This window comes from Lysinibacillus sp. NPDC047702, assembly GCF_050272555.1.
Taxonomy (GTDB): domain Bacteria; phylum Bacillota; class Bacilli; order Bacillales_A; family Planococcaceae; genus Lysinibacillus.
This window is the reverse complement of record NZ_JBNNMG010000001.1, coordinates 54517-75991: the sequence shown is the minus strand read 5'-3', so window position 1 is coordinate 75991 and position 21475 is coordinate 54517. Positions and strand designations below refer to the sequence as shown.

The 21475-nt window shown below is 35.6% G+C and carries 20 protein-coding genes, 1 pseudogene and 1 riboswitch; of the genes and pseudogenes, 12 read left to right on the top strand and 9 right to left on the bottom strand.

Features of this window, described 5'->3' with window-relative positions:
- Positions 1 to 25: 25 nt before the first annotated feature.
- The gene (locus ACQKIM_RS00385) at positions 26 to 409 is read right to left on the bottom strand and encodes a winged helix-turn-helix transcriptional regulator (protein WP_427537370.1); all 384 of its coding nucleotides are present in this window, start codon (positions 407 to 409) and stop codon (positions 26 to 28) included.
- A gap of 109 nt (positions 410 to 518) precedes the next feature.
- Between ACQKIM_RS00385 and ACQKIM_RS00380 the strand changes: the two genes are divergently transcribed.
- The 5 genes from ACQKIM_RS00380 (at position 519) to ACQKIM_RS00360 (ending at position 6688) form a co-directional block, all read left to right on the top strand.
- Complete coding sequence (locus ACQKIM_RS00380) at positions 519 to 1703, top strand: MFS transporter (RefSeq protein WP_427537367.1); 1185 nt, start codon at positions 519 to 521, stop codon at positions 1701 to 1703.
- 148 nt (positions 1704 to 1851) lie between these two features.
- Positions 1852 to 2817: an ABC transporter substrate-binding protein gene (locus ACQKIM_RS00375; RefSeq protein ID WP_427537364.1), complete on the top strand. Its 966-nt coding sequence runs from the start codon at positions 1852 to 1854 to the stop codon at positions 2815 to 2817.
- Positions 2818 to 2887: 70 nt separating this feature from the next.
- Positions 2888 to 4462, top strand: a complete 1575-nt coding sequence (locus ACQKIM_RS00370; RefSeq protein WP_427537361.1) for an AraC family transcriptional regulator — start codon at positions 2888 to 2890, stop codon at positions 4460 to 4462.
- 608 nt (positions 4463 to 5070) lie between these two features.
- On the top strand, positions 5071 to 5370 hold the full coding sequence (locus ACQKIM_RS00365; protein WP_427537358.1) for a hypothetical protein: 300 nt from the start codon (positions 5071 to 5073) through the stop codon (positions 5368 to 5370).
- Between the two features lie 357 nt (positions 5371 to 5727).
- Positions 5728 to 5833, top strand: a riboswitch (SAM riboswitch).
- Between the two features lie 117 nt (positions 5834 to 5950).
- Positions 5951 to 6688: a cyclase family protein gene (locus ACQKIM_RS00360; RefSeq protein ID WP_427537355.1), complete on the top strand. Its 738-nt coding sequence runs from the start codon at positions 5951 to 5953 to the stop codon at positions 6686 to 6688.
- Between the two features lie 45 nt (positions 6689 to 6733).
- On the opposite strand, the gene ACQKIM_RS00355 is transcribed toward ACQKIM_RS00360, so the two are convergent.
- Together ACQKIM_RS00355 and ACQKIM_RS00350 are read right to left on the bottom strand one after the other, a co-directional pair.
- Positions 6734 to 7324 carry a DedA family protein gene (locus ACQKIM_RS00355; protein ID WP_427537352.1) on the bottom strand — a complete coding sequence of 197 codons (591 nt, stop codon included), beginning with the start codon at positions 7322 to 7324 and terminating at the stop codon, positions 6734 to 6736.
- A gap of 235 nt (positions 7325 to 7559) precedes the next feature.
- Positions 7560 to 8333: a Cof-type HAD-IIB family hydrolase gene (locus ACQKIM_RS00350; protein WP_427537349.1), complete on the bottom strand. Its 774-nt coding sequence runs from the start codon at positions 8331 to 8333 to the stop codon at positions 7560 to 7562.
- 360 nt (positions 8334 to 8693) lie between these two features.
- Here ACQKIM_RS00350 and ACQKIM_RS00345 point away from each other — a divergent pair, with 360 nt between their 5' ends.
- The 3 genes from ACQKIM_RS00345 to ACQKIM_RS00335 all read left to right on the top strand — a co-directional run bounded on the left by ACQKIM_RS00345 (position 8694) and on the right by ACQKIM_RS00335 (position 11374).
- Positions 8694 to 9389, top strand: coding sequence for a DUF2225 domain-containing protein (locus tag ACQKIM_RS00345; protein WP_427537346.1), 696 nt, complete (start codon positions 8694 to 8696; stop codon positions 9387 to 9389).
- A gap of 22 nt (positions 9390 to 9411) precedes the next feature.
- Complete coding sequence (locus tag ACQKIM_RS00340; RefSeq protein WP_427537343.1) at positions 9412 to 9765, top strand: hypothetical protein; 354 nt, start codon at positions 9412 to 9414, stop codon at positions 9763 to 9765.
- 184 nt (positions 9766 to 9949) lie between these two features.
- Entirely contained in the window at positions 9950 to 11374 is a 1425-nt protein-coding gene (locus ACQKIM_RS00335) for an erythromycin esterase family protein (protein WP_427537340.1), read from the top strand.
- Between the two features lie 48 nt (positions 11375 to 11422).
- Here ACQKIM_RS00335 and ACQKIM_RS00330 read toward each other — a convergent pair.
- Positions 11423 to 12598: pseudogene (locus ACQKIM_RS00330) on the bottom strand (DUF4272 domain-containing protein).
- Positions 12599 to 12626: 28 nt separating this feature from the next.
- A complete protein-coding gene (locus ACQKIM_RS00325) occupies positions 12627 to 13904 on the bottom strand; it encodes an SMI1/KNR4 family protein (RefSeq protein ID WP_427537337.1) in 1278 nt (425 codons plus the stop codon).
- Between the two features lie 288 nt (positions 13905 to 14192).
- Between ACQKIM_RS00325 and ACQKIM_RS00320 the strand changes: the two genes are divergently transcribed.
- Positions 14193 to 14834, top strand: coding sequence for a TetR/AcrR family transcriptional regulator (locus ACQKIM_RS00320; protein WP_427537334.1), 642 nt, complete (start codon positions 14193 to 14195; stop codon positions 14832 to 14834).
- Between the two features lie 70 nt (positions 14835 to 14904).
- Complete coding sequence (locus ACQKIM_RS00315; protein ID WP_427537331.1) at positions 14905 to 16314, top strand: alpha/beta hydrolase family protein; 1410 nt, start codon at positions 14905 to 14907, stop codon at positions 16312 to 16314.
- A 48-nt stretch (positions 16315 to 16362) separates the two neighbouring features.
- Here ACQKIM_RS00315 and ACQKIM_RS00310 read toward each other — a convergent pair whose 3' ends face one another.
- Complete coding sequence (locus ACQKIM_RS00310) at positions 16363 to 17193, bottom strand: MerR family transcriptional regulator (protein ID WP_427537328.1); 831 nt, start codon at positions 17191 to 17193, stop codon at positions 16363 to 16365.
- Positions 17194 to 17278: 85 nt separating this feature from the next.
- Between ACQKIM_RS00310 and ACQKIM_RS00305 the strand changes: the two genes are divergently transcribed.
- Positions 17279 to 17746: an N-acetyltransferase family protein gene (locus tag ACQKIM_RS00305; RefSeq protein ID WP_427537325.1), complete on the top strand. Its 468-nt coding sequence runs from the start codon at positions 17279 to 17281 to the stop codon at positions 17744 to 17746.
- Positions 17733 to 19073 carry an MATE family efflux transporter gene (locus tag ACQKIM_RS00300; protein WP_427537322.1) on the top strand — a complete coding sequence of 447 codons (1341 nt, stop codon included), beginning with the start codon at positions 17733 to 17735 and terminating at the stop codon, positions 19071 to 19073. Before ACQKIM_RS00305 ends, ACQKIM_RS00300 begins: the two co-directional genes overlap by 14 nt.
- A gap of 62 nt (positions 19074 to 19135) precedes the next feature.
- On the opposite strand, the gene ACQKIM_RS00295 is transcribed toward ACQKIM_RS00300, so the two are convergent.
- The 3 genes from ACQKIM_RS00295 to ACQKIM_RS00285 all read right to left on the bottom strand — a co-directional run bounded on the left by ACQKIM_RS00295 (position 19136) and on the right by ACQKIM_RS00285 (position 21358).
- A complete protein-coding gene (locus ACQKIM_RS00295; protein WP_427537319.1) occupies positions 19136 to 19336 on the bottom strand; it encodes an excalibur calcium-binding domain-containing protein in 201 nt (66 codons plus the stop codon).
- Positions 19337 to 19454: 118 nt separating this feature from the next.
- The gene (locus tag ACQKIM_RS00290) at positions 19455 to 20666 is read right to left on the bottom strand and encodes an MDR family MFS transporter (protein WP_427537316.1); all 1212 of its coding nucleotides are present in this window, start codon (positions 20664 to 20666) and stop codon (positions 19455 to 19457) included.
- Positions 20667 to 20689: 23 nt separating this feature from the next.
- On the bottom strand, positions 20690 to 21358 hold the full coding sequence (locus tag ACQKIM_RS00285; RefSeq protein ID WP_427537313.1) for a GntR family transcriptional regulator: 669 nt from the start codon (positions 21356 to 21358) through the stop codon (positions 20690 to 20692).
- Positions 21359 to 21475 lie beyond the last annotated feature (117 nt).

Sequence of the window (21475 nt, the reverse complement as noted above, 5' to 3'; positions counted from 1 at the left end):
GTTTGACAGTCTCTTTCTCCCCTCATTAAGATGTTTGCTGCATTGCTATATCGTCGTCACGTTGTTTTAAAATGACATCTTCGCCTTTATCCTGTAATACTTCAACATGTTTTTCACCCCAAGTGCAAAGCATGTTCAGAATAGGTTCCATTCCCTGTCCATAGGGTGTTAATGAATATTCAACCTTTGGTGGCACTTGATTAAAGACCTTGCGATTGATTAATCCAGCATGCTCTAACTCTCTTAATTGATTTGTAAGCATTTTTTGTGAAATCCCTGGAATCAATCGTCGAAACTCATTTGTTCGAATTTTACCGTGGTGGTTTAAATGACAAAGAATAACTGGTTTCCATTTACCACCAATGACTTCGAGTGTAGCTTCAACACCAATATTATAAATTTTTTGCATTGTAACCTCCCGTAATATTCAAAAGTAACTAAAAGTACTCTACATAACTTTTGGGTATGTATGAATATTACTACACATAATAAAAAAAATCAAAGGAGAAATTAGTAGTATGTCACAATCAAAAAAGCCAAGTGCTAAATTAACATTACTGGCACTTGCAATCAGTGCATTTGGTATAGGGTCTACTGAATTTATTAGTGTCGGGCTTTTACCATTAATTACAGATGACTTTGGTATATCTTTAAGCACAGCTGGCTTAACCGTTTCTATATACGCACTTGGTGTAACTGTTGGGGCTCCATTATTAACAGCCTTAACATCTCGTCTTAGTCGAAAAACAGTTTTATTGCTGGTTATGACTATTTTTATAGTTGGTAACTTAACTGCAGCTATAGCACCTAATTTCTCTATCCTGATAATAGGACGCATTATTTCAGCATTAGCACATGGTGTGTTTATGTCCATCGCTTCTGTTATAGCAGCCGATGTAGTTGAACCAAATAAACGAGCAAGTGCTATTGCCTTCATGTTTACAGGCTTAACATTAGCTACTGTGACAGGTGTCCCACTTGGTACATTTATTGGACAAGTAACGGACTGGCGTATGTCATTCATCTTTATCGTCATTATTGGGATTATCGGTTTAATTAGTAATGCTCTGTTAGTACCCAGTCAATTATCGAAAGGTAATCCAATCTCTATCCGTGATATCGGCAAAGTATTAGGCAATATTCGAATGTTATTAATACTTTTCATTACAGCAATTGGATATGGTGGTGCCTTTGTTGTTTACACATATGTTTCACCAATTTTAGAACAATATATGGGGTATTCGCCACATGCAGTCGTTATTATTCTAGTTGTCTATGGTATTGCCGTAGCTATTGGTAATACATTAGGCGGCCATTTCGCTAATCAAAATCCGCTTCGTTCAATCTTTATTATTTTTGTTGGGCTTGCCTTGGCGTTACTGGGCATTGGCTTCACTCTCGAATCACCAATTATCGGATTAATCATGGTACTGACAATGGGACTATTTATGTTCATGAATGTTCCAGGATTACAGCTATATGCGGTACTACTTTCTGAAAAATATATACCATCAGCTATTTCAATGGCCTCAGCTTTGAATATTTCTGCTTTCAATATCGGTATATTTTTAGGTTCATATATTGGAGGCTTTATTATTAGCCATCAATCGTTAGCGCATACGCCCTTGTATGGATTCCTAATGGTTATGCTTGCAGCGATTGTTACACTTTTATGGCTATTTTTCGATAACAAAAAACAATAATTCCTATACTTCATTTTGTATAAGAAAGAAGTAGAGAATGTGTATTGTTTGTTGAAATGATGTGTCTTATAATTTAGTAGAATTAATCGAGAATGATTATCATTCTGAATTACTATTACCTTTATTAAAATTATAGGAGTGAATGGCAATGCATAAGGTTCAGCACTTTTCGTTAGCATTATTTGGTTTAGTTATACTGACGTTTGTATTAGGAGCTTGTAATTCGAAGGAGACCCCAAAGGAGAAAGCTGATGTTGCTAAAGAGGATCAATCAACAGTGGAAACACGGACTGTGGAAGATGAATTTGGTGAGGTAGAGGTTCCTGCAAAGCCTCAGCGAGTAGCAGCAATTTATTTGGAGGACTATCTAACGGCCTTAGAGGTAAAGCCCGTTGTCCAATGGTATCACCCGGCTTGGGGGAAACAGGATTATCTCAAACTGAATGCACCAGAATTTGATATTACAGGTAGTATGGAGGCGTTATTACAAGCCAAGCCAGATTTAATCATTGTAGATGGTGCGGCTGATAAAGCAAAATATGAGGAGTATTCTAAAATCGCGCCTACTTATCGCTTAAAAGAGGAAATCATTACAGATCCACAGGCAATAGTTAAGACAATTGCTGATGTCTTAAACATTCCTGATAAGGCAGATGAGATTGTTAATAACTATCAGCAACGTATTACGACTTTAAAGGCAGAGTTAGATAAGTCAGTCGGGGATGAAACAGTTGCTGTTGTCCGTTTAAATGTAGCCGATAAAACATTAGCATTATTTGGCGTTAAAAATCGATACACAGGCTATATTTACACTGAGGCAGGACTTACTCCTCACCCACTAGCTCGTGATATGATGGAATTTCAAGAGGTACTTTCAGAAGAAGCTATACCTAAATTAGATGCTGATCATATTATTCTTTTCCCTTCTAATGGAGCATGGGAATCTGAAGAAAATCAGGATGCAATTAAATGGTTAGATAGTACGCTCTGGAATACAGTCCCAGCAGTAAAAAATGGCAACGTGTATATTGCTGATCGAACATATTGGCAATCTGGAGCTATTACTGCAAACCTGTTAAAATACGATGATCTTGAAAAATGGTTCGTAAAATAATTCTAAAGAAAGCTCTTTTAGGGCTTTCTTTGCGTTGTTTAAAAACACTCTCAAGGAAAGGTAGAAAGATATGAGCAGTTTAACGCAAATATTTCAATTACAAGAAATTTCATATTCTATTCCACCAGCAATGTGGCAATTACATCATAGTGATCATTATATTATTCTTGTGGTTATTAGTGGCTCTGGAAAGCTAAATAGTAATCAGGAAACCATCCATCTTACTGAAGAAAAGTGTGTGCTCATTCCTCCTAATCAAAAAATAGATGTTTACAATGACACTGAGACGCTGTGCTTTTATCAATTAACATTTAAAATCATCCAACTACAAGATAGTCAGACGGGTTGCTTTCCTATTTTTACACGCTTTCAAGAACTGCGCTGCCATCCTTTTTCTCAGTGTAATAATCTGTTAGAAAGCATTTATCGATACCGTCTAGCAATGGATGAGCTATCATTATTTGAGCAGCATATACGCTTCCAAGAATTTATGCTGTTCATTTTGTATCAAAATGTACCTAATCAACAGCAGAAAAATGACCGTCAGTCCGTTGAGCAATCCATAAAATATTTACAAAAGCATTATGAACGGGATTGGACCGTGGAACAATTGGCAGAATTAGCGACTGTCCCACGCTGGAATTATTCTCGTATATTTAGGGATATTACTGGTCAAACCCCACTAAACTTTTTAAACAATGTTCGTATTGAGAAAGCCAAGCAATTACTAATAACAACGAATGACCGTATTTTTGAGATAAGCCAAACGGTTGGATTCAACAATGAGTATTATTTTAACCGCCGCTTTAAAGAGCGTGTTGGCATCTCTCCTGGACAATATCGTCGTAGCCAAAATAATAACCCTCGTATATTCGCACCGTTTTTAGAGGACTTTTTAGTGGCATTAGGAATTACACCCATTGCCCAATTTAGCCATTCAAAATGGGGCAAACAGGATTATCTAGGGTTACAAGAAATACCTGATATTGATATTGAAAACGGACAAATGGATCAGCTTTTTCATTATAAACCAACTTTAATTATGCTAGATGAAGGGATAGAGCGTTGGGAGGCTTATCATCAATTAAATCAATTGGCTCCCACTTATCAACTCTCACACCCAGGTGAGGATTGGCGTACTACATTGTTCCAAATAGCTGATTTAACAGGTAGAACGGCTATTATGAAGGATGTCATTAAGCAATATGAAGAAAAAGTGCAGATGGCAAAAAAAATGCTTCAAAAATCAGTATATGGACATAGTGTAGCCTTTCTTCGTATCTCTGCAATCGGCATTAGCCTCTATGCAGGACCCGAATGCGGCTATACGGGACCCATTCTATATCGTGATCTCGGCTTAACACCCCATCAGTCTGTATGGAATATTCCACCTCATACACGAAAAAAACATCTAACATTTGATCAGCTTATACATTTAGATGCTGATCATTTATTCATTACCTTCGACAAGCAACATTCAATTTTTGAAGGAGAGGAACGAGTATTGTTAAAATCCACTACCTGGAACAATCTCTCAGCAGTGAAAAATAACTGTGTCTATGAGGTTGATTTCTTAACATGGATGAACTACGGCATTCTCTCCCATAACAAAAAAATAGATGATGTTTTACGTGTTCTTGGATAAAATAATTGTGAAAGAAGGCTATTAAGAACGAAGCCTTCTTTTTTGATCGGGTTTCCTCCACTTTTAATCGGCTTGAGCTATACTTTGATCGGGTTCCGTTCTTTTTTGATCAGCTTGGGCTTCTCTTTGATCGGGTTCCATTCTTTTTTGATCAGCTTGGGCTTCTCTTTGATCAGGTTCCGTCCCTTTGATCGGTTCGGCCCCCTCTTTGATCAGGTCCCCTCCATTTTTGATCAGCTTGAACTCTTTTTTGCTCAGGTCCCTCCATTTTTGATCAGCTTGAACTCTTTTTCGATCTGGTTTCCTTCACTTTTGATCAGCCCAGGCTCATCTCTGATCAAGCTCCATTATTTCCAATCGACTTAGTTACCTCTTCCTAGCTCATCCACTGTATTGTTCTGCTTCATTTGATAATGCCCTCCTTGATATCTAGAAACAGTGAACACCGAAAGTCTTTGCTGCACATAAGATAGGGTATCAGCTAGTGGATAGGAGGAATTAAGCTGTATTACAACCACCCTTATCCATATTTCGTCTATCCTACCTATTATCCAGAATTGGCAATAGTAAATCATCCAGCTCTTCACCAACCATCTAGATATTTAGCTATGCCGACAAATACTAATCCTTTTCCCGCTGTAAATACAAATAAATTAAAAATTTCTGCCAAGCGAGTAAAGGGAATTATGCAGCAAGCTCAGCTACTTACAGATAAAATTGATGGATCAGAACAATTTGCACATGATCTTATGGATGCTGCACAGAAATCAAATAAATCGGAGGTTGAAAAGTTAATCATTTCAACGGGTATTACTATGAAATTTGAAACAAACTATACACCTGATAATATTCGGATAGTATTTACAGATAGTGAATGCTGCAAGCTTACGTTAGTTTTAAGCTGGTGACAGCACCTTTTCTACAAGAGGGCTCTTTTCATAAGAACCCACTTGTATACTTAACTTTCCCCTAAGAGCCTCTAATCAGCGTGGCTCTTTCCCTAACAAATGCTTAACCGTATTAGTTGGTTTTTCTGGTACCCTAAAGACATTGTTTTTACGCTAACTAGATCAGCATCTCCCTTAATGTATCAGTTCCAGATCAATATAACGAACAGGGCGATTAAGAAGAGTTATTAACAACTGGATATAGCCGCTCTTTTTGTATGTAAAATATTAACCATGTATCCCTATTGAACTTGTAAACTATAAAAAAATATGCTAATGTATTTGTAATCGTTATTTCTGAAAATTCTTATATCGCATTTCTTATCAAGAGAGACAGAGGGATTGGCCCTATGAAGTCTCAGCAACCAGCCTCTGGGTATGGTGCTAACTCCAATTGGCAAAATATTTGCCTTGAAGATGAGAAGACCTACATCAGTTGCTTTGCACAAGAGTCCTCTTCTCCAAGAAGGACTCTTTTTTGTGGTTGTGATTGAACAAGAAGGAAATAACTCAAACTATTAATAGGAAGCAGGTAAATACGATGACTAATGAACTTTTACAAGCAGTGCAGCTATTGAAATCAAGAAAATGGGTAGATTTAACACATACATTTGGACCAAATTCGCCTCACTTCTTTATGTTTGAGGACGCAAAATTTGAAACCTTATTCTCTCATGATGATGGCTTCTTTGCACAGCAATTCACTTTTCCCGGACAATACGGAACGCATATTGATCCCCCTATCCATTTTGTAAGGGACACACGTTTTTTAGAAGAATTAGATTTAAAGGAATTAGTGCTACCATTAATCGTGATTGATAAATCGAATGAAGCCGATCAAAATAATGATTTTACCTTAAGTGTTCAGGGTATTCTTGACTTTGAGGCTGAGCATGGGGAAATTGAAGCAGGTACATTTGTTGCCCTACGCACCGATTGGAGTAAGCGCTGGCCAAATAAGGAAGCATTCAATAATAAGGATGCTGAGGGTCATAATCATATACCCGGTTGGGGATTAGAGGCTTTACAATTTTTATTCAAAGAACGAAAAGTTAGTGCTATTGGTCACGAAACTTTCGACACTGATTCAGCAGCAGATTTTCGTAAAAATGGTAAGTTAGACGGTGAATATTTTGTACTTGAGCAAGATACTTATCAAATTGAGCTTTTAACAAATTTAGATCAGTTGCCACCAAAAGGGGCTGTCATATTCAATATCGTACCAAAACCAGAAAAAGCATCTGGATTCCCCGTTCGTTCATTTGCCATCCTACCTTAAAAATAAATAAGGGTCTCATTCACTTCACTTAGAAGAATCAGACCCTTATTTATTTCTTTTTTTGAAAAAATAATAAATGATCAACATTAATATGATGAAGACTACAATTAGATAAATACTGTAATGAGATAAATAAAATCCTACATAGCGCCATTTCTCACCTAGTACTTTTCCTAGTGTAATAAAAGTAAATGTCCAAATAAATGCTCCTGCATAAGCAAAAAAAGCAAATTTCCTATATGGATAGTTATTAATGGCAGCTATATATGCGGTAAGATGGCGTACACCTGGAATAAAAAAACCTATCAGTAATAAGACTGGGCCTATTTTTGTAAACAATTTTTTAGTAAAATCAATTTTCTGTTTAGTAATATGAATCTTCGGTCCGTATTTATGCAATAAAGGTAGCCCGAACCGATAACCTATATAGTAACTTAAGGTAATGCCGCCTATTGCCCCTATGGCTGCGCTGAGTAATGCCGGAACATGTGCTAGTGTTTCGCGATATACACTATATCCTACATATGTTAAAAATATTTCATCAGGAATAGGCAACCCGACAATCCCTCCAACAAGGATAAGAATAATGCCAAAATACCCGTAATGTTCTATAAGAGATTGTACATGATGTGCCATAAATTCATCCCACCTAAAGCATTATTTATCGTTAGCTTTATCATACTCAATGTAGTTAACATTATGAGTTGTATAGCCTCAATCATTTTTCATTATTTTGCTAAAGAAAGTTTTTTCCTTTGTCATTTAGTGTCAAAAAACTAATAGCTCTTCCTTTAAACTCTAGTAAATTTAGGTTACATGTCATTCCTTTAAATTTACTAAAAATATTATTTGTTTTCAAATAATGACTTTCTTAAATTATTTGTAGCTCCTGTAAAGCATGATATATGCCATCTTCAATGGATTTCTTCGTTATATAATCAGCACTACTTTTCAAAGCCTCACTTCCATTACCCATTGCAATCCCAAGACCAACCTGTTCTAACATATCTATATCATTATCACCATCGCCAAACGCAAGTGCTTCCTCAGGGCTCAATTTGAAATAATCAAGTACAGCTTGAACAGCAATCGATTTGGAAACATCAGATTGCAATACATTTGTAATATATGGATGCCATCTTCTAAATTTTAAATGAGGAAATTGTGCTATATATTTTTGCTCAGTATCCTCATTAGCATATAAACACATTAAATAAACCTCCTGCTCTACAATATTTTCATGGGCTTCTGGAAATTTGGATAAAGATAATGTTTCTTGCAAGGCTTTTAGAGTCCTCGACTTATGTACGTTATTCATAAATAAATGTTCTGTAAAAAATGAAAGACTCTGTTTATTCTCTTCAGCAAAAGCTTGAACTGCTTGGACAAAAGTTTTGTCAATTGATATTTTATGTATCACCTGATCTTGATGCTTAACATACGCTCCATTAGCGGTTATAAATGTCTCTATTCCTATGCTTCTTAAACTTTGACACATTGATAATGGTCTACCTGTAGCAGCAACAATGCGAATTCCCCTCTGTTTTAACTGATGTATTGCCCTCCTCGTACTTTCCTCAATACAACCATCTTCATAATTAATAAGTGTTCCATCTACGTCAAAAAAAACAATTTTACAATCCATCTTGTACACCTCATCTTTATTCATCGGCTAAAATAGTCGTAAATACCCATTATCGTAATTTTAATTCTTAAACCTGGTTCGATAACGGCAGCAACATTTGTACGTAATTTGACAAATTTAAAATAAATCATATAACTTCTGTTCACTATACCGATAAACACTATTGCGAATACATATAAAAACATCTGCAAACAAAAAAAGTATTAATTTTTTCATTTTAATAATTCTAAAGGAGTATACCAAAGAACACAGAATTGATAAAATGAAAGATAATAAATTAAATACATTGAACGATAATACCCATCGTATAAATAGAACAAAAGAAACAACAATTAATTAAGAGTAAAGGAGTTGATTCTTATGGCATTTAACATTTACTACTATGAAAGTAGTGTGGATTGTAAGTTTTGCAAAAAGCACTTTACCACATATAAGGTACGTCCTAATCGTTATAAAATTGTTGAGGAGCAAACAGATTTCATGCCAGTCTATGAGGGCTTAAATCCATTGTTATATGAAGTTGCTGTTTGTCCGCATTGTGGCTATGCCTACCATAAATCCATGACAAGAACGTATGGACCTTTCATGCTCCTTATCGATGAACTGTATATTAAAGAGCTTCAAAAACCTATGAACATCTGTCAAGAGCGGACAGTTGAAGATGCCATTATAAGTTTTAAGCTTGCTTATTTAGTGTCCAGAGCTTCTATGGAAGAATCACTTCTTATGGCGAATTTCGCTTTAAAAATAGCCTGGTTATATCGCTTAAAAGAGGATCAGGAATCAGAATTGCGCTACCTCTTTGCGGCAAGAGACTTTTACAGTAAATCATTTGCATCCAATCAAGAAGGCAGTGAAAGAATTCAATTTTTACACGCAGAATTAAGCCTGCGACTTGGCGACATTACTGAAGCGAAAAAAGGATTCTCTCGATTAATAGCAGATCGAAATGTTTCCAATAAATATCGTAAATTGGCTCGCAATCGCTGGGAGAATTATAAATATGATGAACAGCCAGTCATCTTAAACGAAGATATTGGAAAAATCATCAATTGAAAGGATAAGGAGAGGAATTACTATGCACCAATTTGCAAAAAAAATTGATGTGCGAGAGGAAGATATTTTTTCGGAACTACATCACTTTTTACTTAGAAAAAATAATCGCTATTTAACAAATGATGAGGTCGTTGCATTAACAGGGGTTTCCTCTGAGCTGCTTTATAAATGGGTGAAGGCAGGAAAATTAAAAAATTCAATTTTTCCTAATCTAGGCGCTCCTTGTGAACGATGTGGTCAAATTACACAGGCAAAAATTTGTATTAACTGCTCATCAACAATCGTTAATACATTAAAGCAGGAAGAAAAGGATCGCGCATGGTTTAATCAAATACAACGCAACAATCACAGAGTTAGCACATATCACTATAAATGAGTTAATTACAGCACCTCCACAGTGACTTATCGTTTCGATATCACACTTTTGGAGGTTTTTTAATTCTATCTTCCTGATTCAAGACATAAATCCAAATTTAAACAAAATTTAAACAGAAGCCCCCTTAACTTTAAACTTACCTGCGTATAATTGGTCTCAATCTATTGTGAGGGATTGATGGACAATGACAAAAGGAAAAAGAAATAAAATACTATTATCATTCAGTATTGCATTAACAAGTTTTATAGCGTTTAACGGGGATGCAAATGCAGCAGTGGCTGCTCCAAGAATAGCCGAACAGACGAGTTTAGAGCAGGCATCAGAAGTGAAGCAAGCTCGTACATCCAATGAAGCCCTACAAGACTGGAAAAATTGGGTGAATGATCATGCGTATAGTTTAAATTCTATTCAGCCTGAATCTTTTGAATCAGAAAAAATTGCACCCAGTAAATTTGAAGATTTAGAGATGCTAAAGCCTTTATTACACGATAAACGTATTGTTTTTTTAGGGGAAAGCTCGCATGGTGTTGCTGAGTTTAGCCTAGCAAAAACACGTATCATTCAGTTTTTACACCAAGAAATGGGCTACAACGTCCTTGCCTTTGAAAGTGGAATGGGAAACGTTATGAATGCTCAAGGGAAAATTGACAAGCAAGCGGCTCTGCAGACGATGAAGGATGGGATTTTTGGCGTATGGTGGTCAAAAGAGACCCTACCGTTATTTGAGTATGCTAAGAAAACCCAAGCTTCAGAGCAGCCTCTAGTGTTAGCAGGCTTTGATATTCAACAACAAGGTGCATTTACAGATGGGGGCTGGCTACAAAATAATCAGCTGGCTAAACAGTTCAGTGAAGTAGAGAATCAGCTTGTAGATTGGAGCTATAGCAAGGATTTAAAAGGATATCAAAAGGCCAAACCAAGCATTATCGACGTGTATAAACAAGTAAAATCACAAGTACAGCTTAAAGAGAAAGAGTTAAAAGCAGCTTATCCGAGCGAGCATCATATTGTAAAGCTTATGGAACGTACATTAGCTGACCGCATTCGCTTAGCAGAAGAGTATATAGAACTATCTATTCAATCAAACAACGAAATTGAGCAAAATAAATATGATTCATTTTTTAAAACTATGGAATGGCGTGATCAAGCCATGTTGGAAAATTTACTTTGGCTAGCAGAGGAGATTTATCCGACTGAAAAATTTATTGTTTGGGCGCATAATGACCATATTCGCAAGGCTCAATCTAAAATAATGGGTTCCCCTTATGCGTTAAATTTAATGGGTGAACGTCTACCAGACATCTATAAAAAGTATAGCTATGTACTTGGCCTGTATATGGCAAGTGGAGAAAATGCAAGCAATGCACGTGAAACTTGGTCTGTACTACCTCCAGTCAAAGGATCTACTGAGGATATTCTTTCCTCAGCAAAAAAACCTTACACTTTTATTGATTTAAGAAATCGCCAAAACGAAAGAGGAAATTCATGGATGTTTGAGCCACGTATATCCTATAGTTGGGGAGTTATACAGGAAAGCTTTGTTCCTCGCGATCAATTTGATGGCATTCTTTTAATTGATAAGGTAAGTATTCCAAATTACATCAAGTAACAATAGATTATACATGTAGCAAACTAGTTTTAACTAGTTTGCTAATTTTTATGTATCCATCGAAATCGTATCCCAGTTTTCATTTTGATGACCAATCAACCAGAATAAGCCTCTGCGTCTTTCCATAACAATACTTTCATTCATACCAGCAGGAGCCGTTCGTTCTTGTATACGACTATCTACGCAAGCCCAGTGCAATCTGTATATCTTATCGGCTTCATCCAATATTACTTCCTGGCTACGCATTGCAGTTTGAAGATAAAATTGCTCAAATGTTTCGCAGTTAGAAATAACTTGTATAGCATACTCACAATCACATACTTCATCAGGAAAATCAAGTTTGTCAACAAACCCAAGTGCCCAAATTAGTGTCCAATAAGCTTCATATTGCCATGAAATATTAATGGCTTCCTGTGCGTTTGGTTGCTTACTATATAAAAAGGCTCTTTCATTGTCAGTTAGAATGTCTTCCACCTCATATTTACGCAACATACTGATGAAAAAGTCTCTTGATTCCTCTACATTTTCTCCTTGTGCCACATCACAAGCAAATTGAATAACAATAAGTAAGGCTACAGCTCTCCTAGCAATATCCTCTTTGGCTTTAAACTGACAATCCTCAATTGGTGGAAGTTGCGGGAGTTAATCTGTGTATGGAATACCTTTCTCTTTTAAATAAGCTATCACTTTATTCTTTCTTTGATGACCTTCCTCTGATGTCACCTCTTGTCCCCTCACCTTTCGTGTACAAGCATGAGGTCTAAAGTTGGATGGTCCCGATTGCCCATCAGGATAAACAATAACTACTCCTTCTTTGTCTAGTAAGGTACCATTTGGTACAAAGCCAATACCCCCTATTACTGATAGTAGATTCGTAAATAATTGCATCTGTTCATCCTCTATCTCTTTTTCAGTTTCAATGGAAATTACTGTATTTAACACAGAAATTTGTGTTAAAACCAATTCTTTTAAATTGTCATCTTCAAAAGGCATACTATTGTAATAGCCCATCATGCCAGGAATATTATTGGCAAAGTATTCTGGGCTTGTATCTTCTGACATCACTCTAATCATTAATTTGTATTTATTAAATAATGCTTTGGACTTTATGAGAAACTCATCTTCATTTTTTTCAATAGCAAAACCTTTACTAAAAACATCGGAAATCTTAAATTCAATATCTTCGGTATTATTCATGGAAGCGAATATAGTGAAATAGTTCAATCATTTCTCCCTCTTTCAATTATAGATTTCACCAATAATCCAAGCCTTCTAGAGCTTGGTTAAATAGCTGTTTATGTTTTCGTAGTATTTCATTGTCCTTCCAAAATGCAAGCAATGGCAGCCATTTCTCCTTATTTGGTGAAGTTGTTGGCATAATTCCTTGCTGCATCATTTTACATACTGCTCGTATAGCTGTTAGGCGCTCTACTTCACTGCCACTCAACCACTCAAGTAAAGTTTCTCCACTCGGCTGTGATTCTACTAAAAGTGTATCCCATCCATCGATTGGAAAGGAAACAAAGGATTTCATCCAAGTTATCGTTTTTGGGCTGTGAAAATGACGTAGTCGATGTAAAGCTGTATAGGAATCGATTTGCTCATTCTCGATATCTTGAAGAACAAGAGAAAGCCCCTCTTCTTCTGATAGACAGTAGGCTGTTAAATAGTCTCGAATCGAACTAGGCATATCATTTTGGTCTTTCCAAAGTGTCCTTACCCAATCACTTGCCTCTGTTGCACAAACCTTTACTAGCACCTTACACCATGTTTCCTTATCTGATAATCGCAGTGATTGTTCAATTTGATTTCGAAGTGCAACATACACCTTTCTGGAATCTAACCGTGTAAATGCTTCTTGAACTTTTGCTTCTTTCACACTATGCATCGATACATATATGAGTAAGAAATCCAAGTGATACATAGCTTGGTTCCATGTTGTAGTTAAATATTGTTCAAACCACTTTAGCCAGATTTGAGAGTTGTCCAAACTTATATCCAAGCCATCCTCACTACAAAACTGTCGATGCTGACCACAATCTACTCCTATACATCCTAAAGTCGTAACCCTCTCTATATAATCATTAAAGCTCCAGGCAAGAAGGTCAAACTCACCTTCCTCATGACTCCAATACCAAACAGAACCATCCTCAATCTTTATAAGAAGCACATCACCATTGCCAGCCGTATGATATTGTAGGTATAGTTGTTCATCTGCATTATCACTGTCTCCACCAAAATCAGGGAATTCGAGTTCTTCCAAGCTCCAACCAAAATTACCTAGAGGTGTGTCTTCCAGCTCAATAGGAAGTAGTGCCTCTTCAGGTAAAGACCAATACACCCCCACTTGTCGAGAACAATGAAGTAATACATTACGGAATTCAGAAGGAATCGGAACGCCAAGCCGCATCTCTACCATTGAAAGCTCTTGCTCAGTCGTTACAGGCTTTATCTCAAGTGGACGTGTCCAAGCTCCTTGCTGTTCAAGTTGTTTTAATAATTGCTTCCATCGTTCAACCCATACTTGCATGACTGTTCCTCCATATACAGAAAAGTACTTTTGGGTAAAGTGCTACATTTTTTCCCCATTAATGTATCGTCAGGAGTTCATTTACTTATTAGGAGTAAACTTTAATTTACCTAAAAACACTCGGATCTTACCTCCGTTTAAACTCAAAATATATGCTAAATTGCTTACCTTTACTAGTTCTTTTCTAATTTTCTTAAGTGATGCTCACAAATAGTATATTGTTGACAATTTGGAAAACTGTCTCTATCATTATAAATACATTCGAATGTATCTATAAGGAGGTATTTTATGGCCAGAAATAAATATCCAGAAGTAACGAGAAAAAGAATTATTGAATCAGCTGTTAAATTATTTACAGTAAACGGTTGGGATAATGTAACGATTCAAGAGATTGTAGATGATGTGGGAGATATTACTAGAGGAGCCTTCTATCATCATTTTAAAACGCGCGCTGATGTTATTGATGCCATCACAAAGGAAATGCTGACAGCAAATAATTATTTTAACGACATATCAGATTTAAAAAACTTAAATGCTTTAGAACGTTTAAGACAAGGAATTTCCTTTTCAATTTCTCAAAGCGTAAAGGAAGAAGATTTATCCACAATCCCTTTTAAAATGAATTCTGCTGAATTTGTTTATAGTCGCATCACGGAAGGCGTACAAGTTGTTGCACCAGGTATTCAAAAAATTATTGATGAGGGTAATCAAGACGGTTCACTGCAAGTTGCTTTTCCCAAGCAAGCAGCTGAAACCTTTACAATGCTTTTTGATATTTGGATGAATCCTGAAATATTTCGTGTAAGCCGAGCTGAATTTATTCAAAAAATTGAACATTTAAATTTGATGTTCAAAGGAATCGGTATGCCATTTGTGAATGATGATTTGAAAGATGTTTTTTTAGCATTATTTGATAAAGTTCAGGAATAGTAGACTACTATATGTAGTTTATTATTTTAATTTTTACATACATTCGTATGTATGTCAAAGGAGATAAATGATGAAAACTTTAGAAGTACTATTTACAATTATTTTAATACTCTCAAGCATCTCACTGATTTTGAGACAACGTGGGGTAACTAAAATAAATCTATTTGTGATAGCAACCAATTATATTTTGTTAATAGGGACAATTATGACAATTGGTGCTAACTGGCGTATGATTCCTGCTTATATTGTATTGCTGTTATTAACACTGCAGGTTTTTGTGAAGCCCAAAAGTACAATGGTTTCAAAGAAATTAAGCATGAAAATAATAAAAATTTCAGGTATTGTTGTAGCTGCTTTTGCAATGTTCACATTACCAAAGCTATTTCCAATCATGTCTTTTCCAGAACCAACAGGAGAGTATTCAGTAGGAACACAGACATTTCACCTTATCGATAAAAATCGCAAAGAATTTGTCGTACCTAACCATCAGGTGAATCGCGAATTGATGATTCAGGTTTATTATCCTGCTGAAAAAGGGACAGGACAGCCTTCTCCCTACTTTGAACATATGGATGCGTTAACAGAGCAATTAGCAGCAACACAGGGATTTCCTTATATTGCTACAACTCACTTAGGACTAACGAAAACCCATTCTTATCAGGATGCGACGCCTATAAAATCCAAAGAAAAATTTCCACTTCTATTATTTGCACATGGCATGAGTTTATATAGTCGCCAAAATACCTTCCAGTTAGAGGAATTAGTGAGTCATGGCTATATTGTTGTTGCTCTAAATTTTACAGGTGACGCGACAACAACCATATTCCCTGATGGCGATCGTGTTGATTTTACACCAATTGAAAACACAATTACGTTCTTGAATAATCGAATCAAACTTTGGGAGCAGGATACATCATTTGTTTTAGATGAAGTCATCAAAGGGAATTTTGATAAGAAATTCCATGCAATTGCCTCACTAATTGACTATGACAATATAGGTATGTTAGGTCACTCTTTTGGTGGTGCTACTTCTGCTCAAATGCTTGTAAAGGACAATCGCATTAAAGCAGCAATTGATATGGATGGTGGATTGTTTGGTGATTCAATGCCATCAAATGGTCCTGAAAAACCATTTATGTTGATGAATGCTGAGGCATCTATTAACTTTATGAAGGAAGCATATAGCAAGCAACCAGGTAATCGTGATGAATTGTTTGTAGAATCTTATCTAAGAAATAAAACAATTGAAAAGCCTAGTGTCTACACAGCTATTATTCCAAAAACAAATCACGGAAGTTTTACAGATTTAGCAGCCGTTTCGCCGATTATTAATGAATCTGGTGCAGATGTAAATGCAATCTATAAATTAATCAATGAATTATCACTTGGCTTTTTTGATAAAAATTTAAAAGGAGTCCATGAAAATAAATTAAATGAAATACAGAAGGCACATCCGGAAATAAACTTAACTTTGCACTAAGGCATATGAAGAAGCTTGTTAATTTGGGTGTTGATAGTCAAAAATGCTTCAACACCCTTTTTTTATTTCCACCATAATTTTTGTTACATATTCCTCTTCACGATTTTTAATAACTGCATCATAAATATATTCCTCATAAACGTATTGCCCTAATTCATAGCCCTTTTCGCTCATAACCTTAAATAATCGCTTGTAGGATTCACCAAGTGTCGTGGATGGTCCAACATGGTATCCCACAATAAAATCTCCTTCAATCGCCTTGAAATAAGGATGTCCTTCCTGTGGATGAGGTTGCTCAATATACAAGTAACTATAATTATCATAGTTACCCGCCAGCACCTGCTCCCTCCTTGTAATCCCCCCAATTGGATAACCAGTGTCTAATTGGGAGCGATCCAACTCATCTATAAAATCAGAGACAGCCTTAACAAATTGCTCCTCCGTTGAATCCTCAATATTTCGACTTAAGTACAACGTTGCCTCTGGTAAATGCTCAATTGTAATGCTATCAAAATCAAGGTGCAGAGCCTCCTCTGTTAAATCAATCTTGACATCAATAATGCCTTCAATCAGCTCCAGCTCTCTTCGTTTTTTGGCAACAATCTCCTTTTGCTGATGCATTAAGTCTAGAAAATTTTCAGGAGATTTTTCAGCCATATATTTTTGAATTTCCTTTAAAGACATACCTACTGCCTTTAACAGCTCAATGACACTAAAAAATTCATATTGAGCAATGGAATAATAGCGGTAGTCCTTATTATCCTTCATGATGGGCGATAATAAGCCAATTTGATCGTAATAAATAAGTGTTTGTTTATTGACCTTACAGATTTTCGCAAATTCACCAGTTGTAAAATATTTTACATTTTTGTTAAACATTTTTAAGTTTCTCTCCTTGACTATATAGTAACTATATACATTAAATTGTAGCTATTCACAATAAAAATAGAAAGGTTTTGACATTATGTTCACGGAGATACGTGACATCACAGCTTTAAACAAAGAGGAAATTTTAACATTACGCATCGCAGATAATCAGAAAAACTTTATTGAAAGTACGGATCAATGCTTAGCAGAAGCTGCAATCGATAAACGCTTTATACCTGTTGGCTTATACAGAGAGAATACGGCAGTCGGCTTTGCTATGTATGGTATGTTCCCTCATATGGACAATTCAGCACGCGTTTGGTTAGATCGTTATTTTATTGATGAGCGATATCAGCACAAAGGATTGGGGAAATGCTTTTTACAGCAGCTTATTAATCATCTGGTAGCTACATATGGCTGCCAAAACATTTATTTAAGCGTTTATGACAACAATCTTGCAGCCATTCAGCTATATAAAAATTTTGGATTTGTTTTTAATGGGGAGTTGGATGACAAGGGTGAAAAGGTAATGGTCAAGGAGGTGCAAGACCATGACAACCATTAATCCAATCGAAACAAGACCTCTAAAGCCTCTGTTTTTATCATACCTATTCCCAGCTATGGTCGGTATGTTGCTAATGTCAGTAAATATTTTAGTTGATGGAATTTTTGTTAGCCATGGTGTTGGACCTACGGCTTTAGCAGGTGTAAATATCTCTGTTCCTATTTTTTCTATTCTCCTTTCCATTTCTCTTTGGATTGGAATGGGTGGAGCTACACTATATTCGATTTCTCTTGGTGAGGGCAATAAAAAGCGAGCACATCAAATCTTTACATTAGCATTCACAACAATGATTGTTGTTGTTCTAACACTGATTCTACTACTTCTGTTGAATCTAAAAGAAGTCTCCTATATATTTGGGGCAAGTGATGCTACTTACCCTTATGTTCAAGAGTACCTACACATTATTTTAATCTTTGGTGTGTTTTATACAATTGAAAATTTACTAAGCATTTTTATTCGTAATGACGGCAATCCAAAACTTGCAATGATGGGTTTAATCACTACATCTGTTTTAAATATTATCTTAAACTACATCTTTATTTTCGTATTCAATTACGGTGTAACTGGCTGTGCATTAGCTACAGCACTCTCCACAATTATCGGTATGTCAGTACTCTGCCTACATTTCTTCAGAAAGCAATCCGAATTAAGATTTGTACGTAATTTTTTCATCATCTCTGATTTAAAGAAAATATTTTCGATCGGGCTACCGAGCTTTATTGTTGAAGCTTCAGTGGCAATAATTGTCATTCTTTATAACGTGACATTCTTATACTATTTAGGTTCAGATGGGGTTACTGCCTACGCAATGGTGAACTATATTCATACGGTTCTGTTAACCGTTTTTCTTGGTATTGGTATGGCGCTTCAACCTCTAGTTAGCTATCATCACGGTGCAAGATTGGTAACAAGATTAACGGCACTCTTAAAAATCGGCACTGCCACAGCACTAATTTTTGGCTTAACAACTGCTATTATCGCAATGTTATTCCCATCACAGTTAATGGCGTTATTCGGAGAAAGTACATTCGAAATTCGTAATATGGCTGCACAAGGCTTCGTTCATTTCGCTATCGGTTATATATTCCTTGGCATGAATATGGTGTATGCAGAATTTTTCCAATCAATTGAAAAAATTCGACTTGCCACAACTATTATGTTATTAAGGAGTATTATATTATTCATACCTACACTTGTGCTATTACCAAAGATTCTTGGTCCTCAAGCTATTTGGTGGACCTTCCCTGTTGCTGAGGGAATTACCGCTCTGCTAATTTTTATATTTATGAAAAGAAAATCACATACAATTTTCAGGCCAGTAGTTTAAAATACAGTGCTAAAATTGAGAAAACCCCTTTCGTAATATTGCAACGAAAGGGGTTATATTGGTTATTTTTCACAAGCCCAACCATCTTTATCTCTATCAAGATTTGCTGAATACGCTGCATGACCCTTTTTTACACCTTTAGGATATTTTTTGTTTAGCTCTTTGCAGTTTTTAAATGTCTCTTTCGCTTCTACTTCAGCATTTAATGATGTGAACGAAAATACTAATGTTGCTGTTAATAAAGTTAAAATTACTTTTTTCACTATAACACCCCCATGTGGATAATTTTACATAATCTAGAGTATTAATACTATAGCAATAGATGAAATATAAAAGGAGCTCTTAAAAAGAAGCTCCAATTTCTTAACTATCCATTTTGGATCATAATTTTTCATTAACAATTAAATTTTTAGTATAATTCCTTTTCCCTAAATAAAAGAAATAGCTACCTAAAAGGGATATGAAGGCCATAAATAAAAACATCGTTGTTCCTCCATATACTGACAGCAAGATGCCTCCAAACCAAGGACCTACAAAATTTCCAAACTCCCCTAAACTTTGAGCTCCATAGTAAGTTCCACGTAAATGTGATGGTGTAATTTCATCTACCTGAGCATATTCAGCGGGAATAACAAGAATTTCACCTAAAGTAAATATAAGCATCGAAATAATGAAGGGTGTCCAATTGGTTGAAAAAGCAAACCCAGCCTCTCCAATCGCAAATAAAATACATCCAAATAAAATTCTTTGTGTAAATGTAAATCTCTCTGACCATCTCGTTACTGGTATTTGAAGTATTAATACAGTGAAACCATTAATGCTCATCAGCGCCGCAAATAATTTTATGCCATCTACGATATTTGCCTGTAGGTGTTGAGAAAGTGTCACTGACATTTGACCATACACGGTAGTTAATAACATTCCCCCAATAATAAACAATAGTAATGGCGTGTCCTTACGCATTGTTTTCCATAATAATGCTATATTGATGCTCTCCTCAGATACTGATGCATTATCATCAATAGCTCTAAGCATAAAAAATAAAACTACTGCATAGATACTATAGACAATGGAAGTTAATACAAATGCTATCGTACTGCCTCCAATACCTAAAAATGCTCCTAGCATAGGACCTACAGAAAAACCAATATTCAATGCTAAATAACGATTAGCGAACATTTTATATCTTTTATGATCTGGTGTTAAATCAGCCATAAGCGCCTTAGAAACCGTGCCAAAAAATGCCTGAGCTATTCCTCTAAGAATACTAAAAAAAAGTAAACCCATAATATTTGTTGTAATAGTAAAACCTATAAAGGCTATACTTAACCCAATTAAAGAAAGAAGCATTAATTTCTTTCTTCCAATAAAATCTGAAAGAACTCCCCCAATTAATCCACAAAAGGTTCCAGCTAAGGGACCTACACCAATAATAAATCCAATGGTTGCAAAATCTAAGCCTACAGATTGGCTTAAAAAAATAGCTAAAAAAGGCATACTCATAGAGCTTGTTAGGGTAATTAAAACAGTGCCGAAAACTAATACATGTACAACTGGATGATATTCCTTGATATAGCTTTGTATTTTACTCATTGCAAACCCCTTTGTTCTATGAATTAACCAATTAGGTGATTTTGGATTCTAGCAAAACTTAATGTCCAGTTTTGTTCAATTTCATTAAGTACTACAGATAACTTTTTTTGCCTAATAGCTTCGATAATACGTAAGTGTTCCTCATAGGAAAATTGAACATCCTCTACTAAATTAAAATAATATAATTCAACACGTCTAAGCTTTTGTCTGACACCTGTAAGTATTCGTTTCAATTCCTTATTTTGAGATATTTCAATAAAAATCTCATGAAACTCATTATCGTGTTCTACCGCTTCTAATTGATTTCCTTCAGTTATCGCATTTTTAAGTTTAAGATTAATTGCCTCCATCATTTGTAGATGATCATCTGTTATATATTCAAATATCTGTTTCATCGCTAATTGTTCAAGCGTACAGCCAATAGAATAGAGATGGAATACTTCAGTAGCATCAATAAGAGATACAGTTGTTGAACGATTAGGCTTTGTTTGCACAAACCCTTCATCCTCTAAGCGCAATAATGCTTCTCGAATTGGTGTTCGACTAACACCTAATTGCTCTGCTAAATCCTTGTCTCTCAATTGTTGATTGGGCTTTAAAGTTCCATCAACAATCCAATCTCTTATAATTGTATATGCCTCCTCACGTACGAACGTCCGTTTAAGCTTTTTCTTAGAATCGAATTGTTCCATTATAAATGCCTCCAATTATTTTATCTACTGATATGTAATATATCACATATCATTGTCACTTTCTTTATTTTTATCTCTTTATACATTGATAATGCTAATTTATAAAAATCAAAAAGG

Excerpts from the sequence above, each read along its gene's own strand:
- ACQKIM_RS00380 (WP_427537367.1), top strand. The coding sequence starts at position 519 with ATGTCACAATCAAAAAAGCCAAGTGCTAAATTAACATTACTGGCACTT.
- ACQKIM_RS00325 (WP_427537337.1), bottom strand. The coding sequence starts at position 13,904 with ATGCAAGTATGGGTTGAACGATGGAAGCAATTATTAAAACAACTTGAA.
- ACQKIM_RS00335 (WP_427537340.1), top strand. The coding sequence starts at position 9,950 with ATGACAAAAGGAAAAAGAAATAAAATACTATTATCATTCAGTATTGCA.
- ACQKIM_RS00300 (WP_427537322.1), top strand. The coding sequence starts at position 17,733 with ATGACAACCATTAATCCAATCGAAACAAGACCTCTAAAGCCTCTGTTT.
- ACQKIM_RS00385 (WP_427537370.1), bottom strand. The coding sequence starts at position 409 with ATGCAAAAAATTTATAATATTGGTGTTGAAGCTACACTCGAAGTCATT.
- ACQKIM_RS00310 (WP_427537328.1), bottom strand. The coding sequence starts at position 17,193 with ATGTTTAACAAAAATGTAAAATATTTTACAACTGGTGAATTTGCGAAA.
- ACQKIM_RS00355 (WP_427537352.1), bottom strand. The coding sequence starts at position 7,324 with ATGGCACATCATGTACAATCTCTTATAGAACATTACGGGTATTTTGGC.
- ACQKIM_RS00360 (WP_427537355.1), top strand. The coding sequence starts at position 5,951 with ATGACTAATGAACTTTTACAAGCAGTGCAGCTATTGAAATCAAGAAAA.
- ACQKIM_RS00370 (WP_427537361.1), top strand. The coding sequence starts at position 2,888 with ATGAGCAGTTTAACGCAAATATTTCAATTACAAGAAATTTCATATTCT.
- ACQKIM_RS00315 (WP_427537331.1), top strand. The coding sequence starts at position 14,905 with ATGAAAACTTTAGAAGTACTATTTACAATTATTTTAATACTCTCAAGC.
- ACQKIM_RS00350 (WP_427537349.1), bottom strand. The coding sequence starts at position 8,333 with ATGGATTGTAAAATTGTTTTTTTTGACGTAGATGGAACACTTATTAAT.
- ACQKIM_RS00365 (WP_427537358.1), top strand. The coding sequence starts at position 5,071 with ATGCCGACAAATACTAATCCTTTTCCCGCTGTAAATACAAATAAATTA.
- ACQKIM_RS00285 (WP_427537313.1), bottom strand. The coding sequence starts at position 21,358 with ATGGAACAATTCGATTCTAAGAAAAAGCTTAAACGGACGTTCGTACGT.
- ACQKIM_RS00345 (WP_427537346.1), top strand. The coding sequence starts at position 8,694 with ATGGCATTTAACATTTACTACTATGAAAGTAGTGTGGATTGTAAGTTT.
- ACQKIM_RS00320 (WP_427537334.1), top strand. The coding sequence starts at position 14,193 with ATGGCCAGAAATAAATATCCAGAAGTAACGAGAAAAAGAATTATTGAA.
- ACQKIM_RS00375 (WP_427537364.1), top strand. The coding sequence starts at position 1,852 with ATGCATAAGGTTCAGCACTTTTCGTTAGCATTATTTGGTTTAGTTATA.
- ACQKIM_RS00305 (WP_427537325.1), top strand. The coding sequence starts at position 17,279 with ATGTTCACGGAGATACGTGACATCACAGCTTTAAACAAAGAGGAAATT.
- ACQKIM_RS00290 (WP_427537316.1), bottom strand. The coding sequence starts at position 20,666 with ATGAGTAAAATACAAAGCTATATCAAGGAATATCATCCAGTTGTACAT.
- ACQKIM_RS00340 (WP_427537343.1), top strand. The coding sequence starts at position 9,412 with ATGCACCAATTTGCAAAAAAAATTGATGTGCGAGAGGAAGATATTTTT.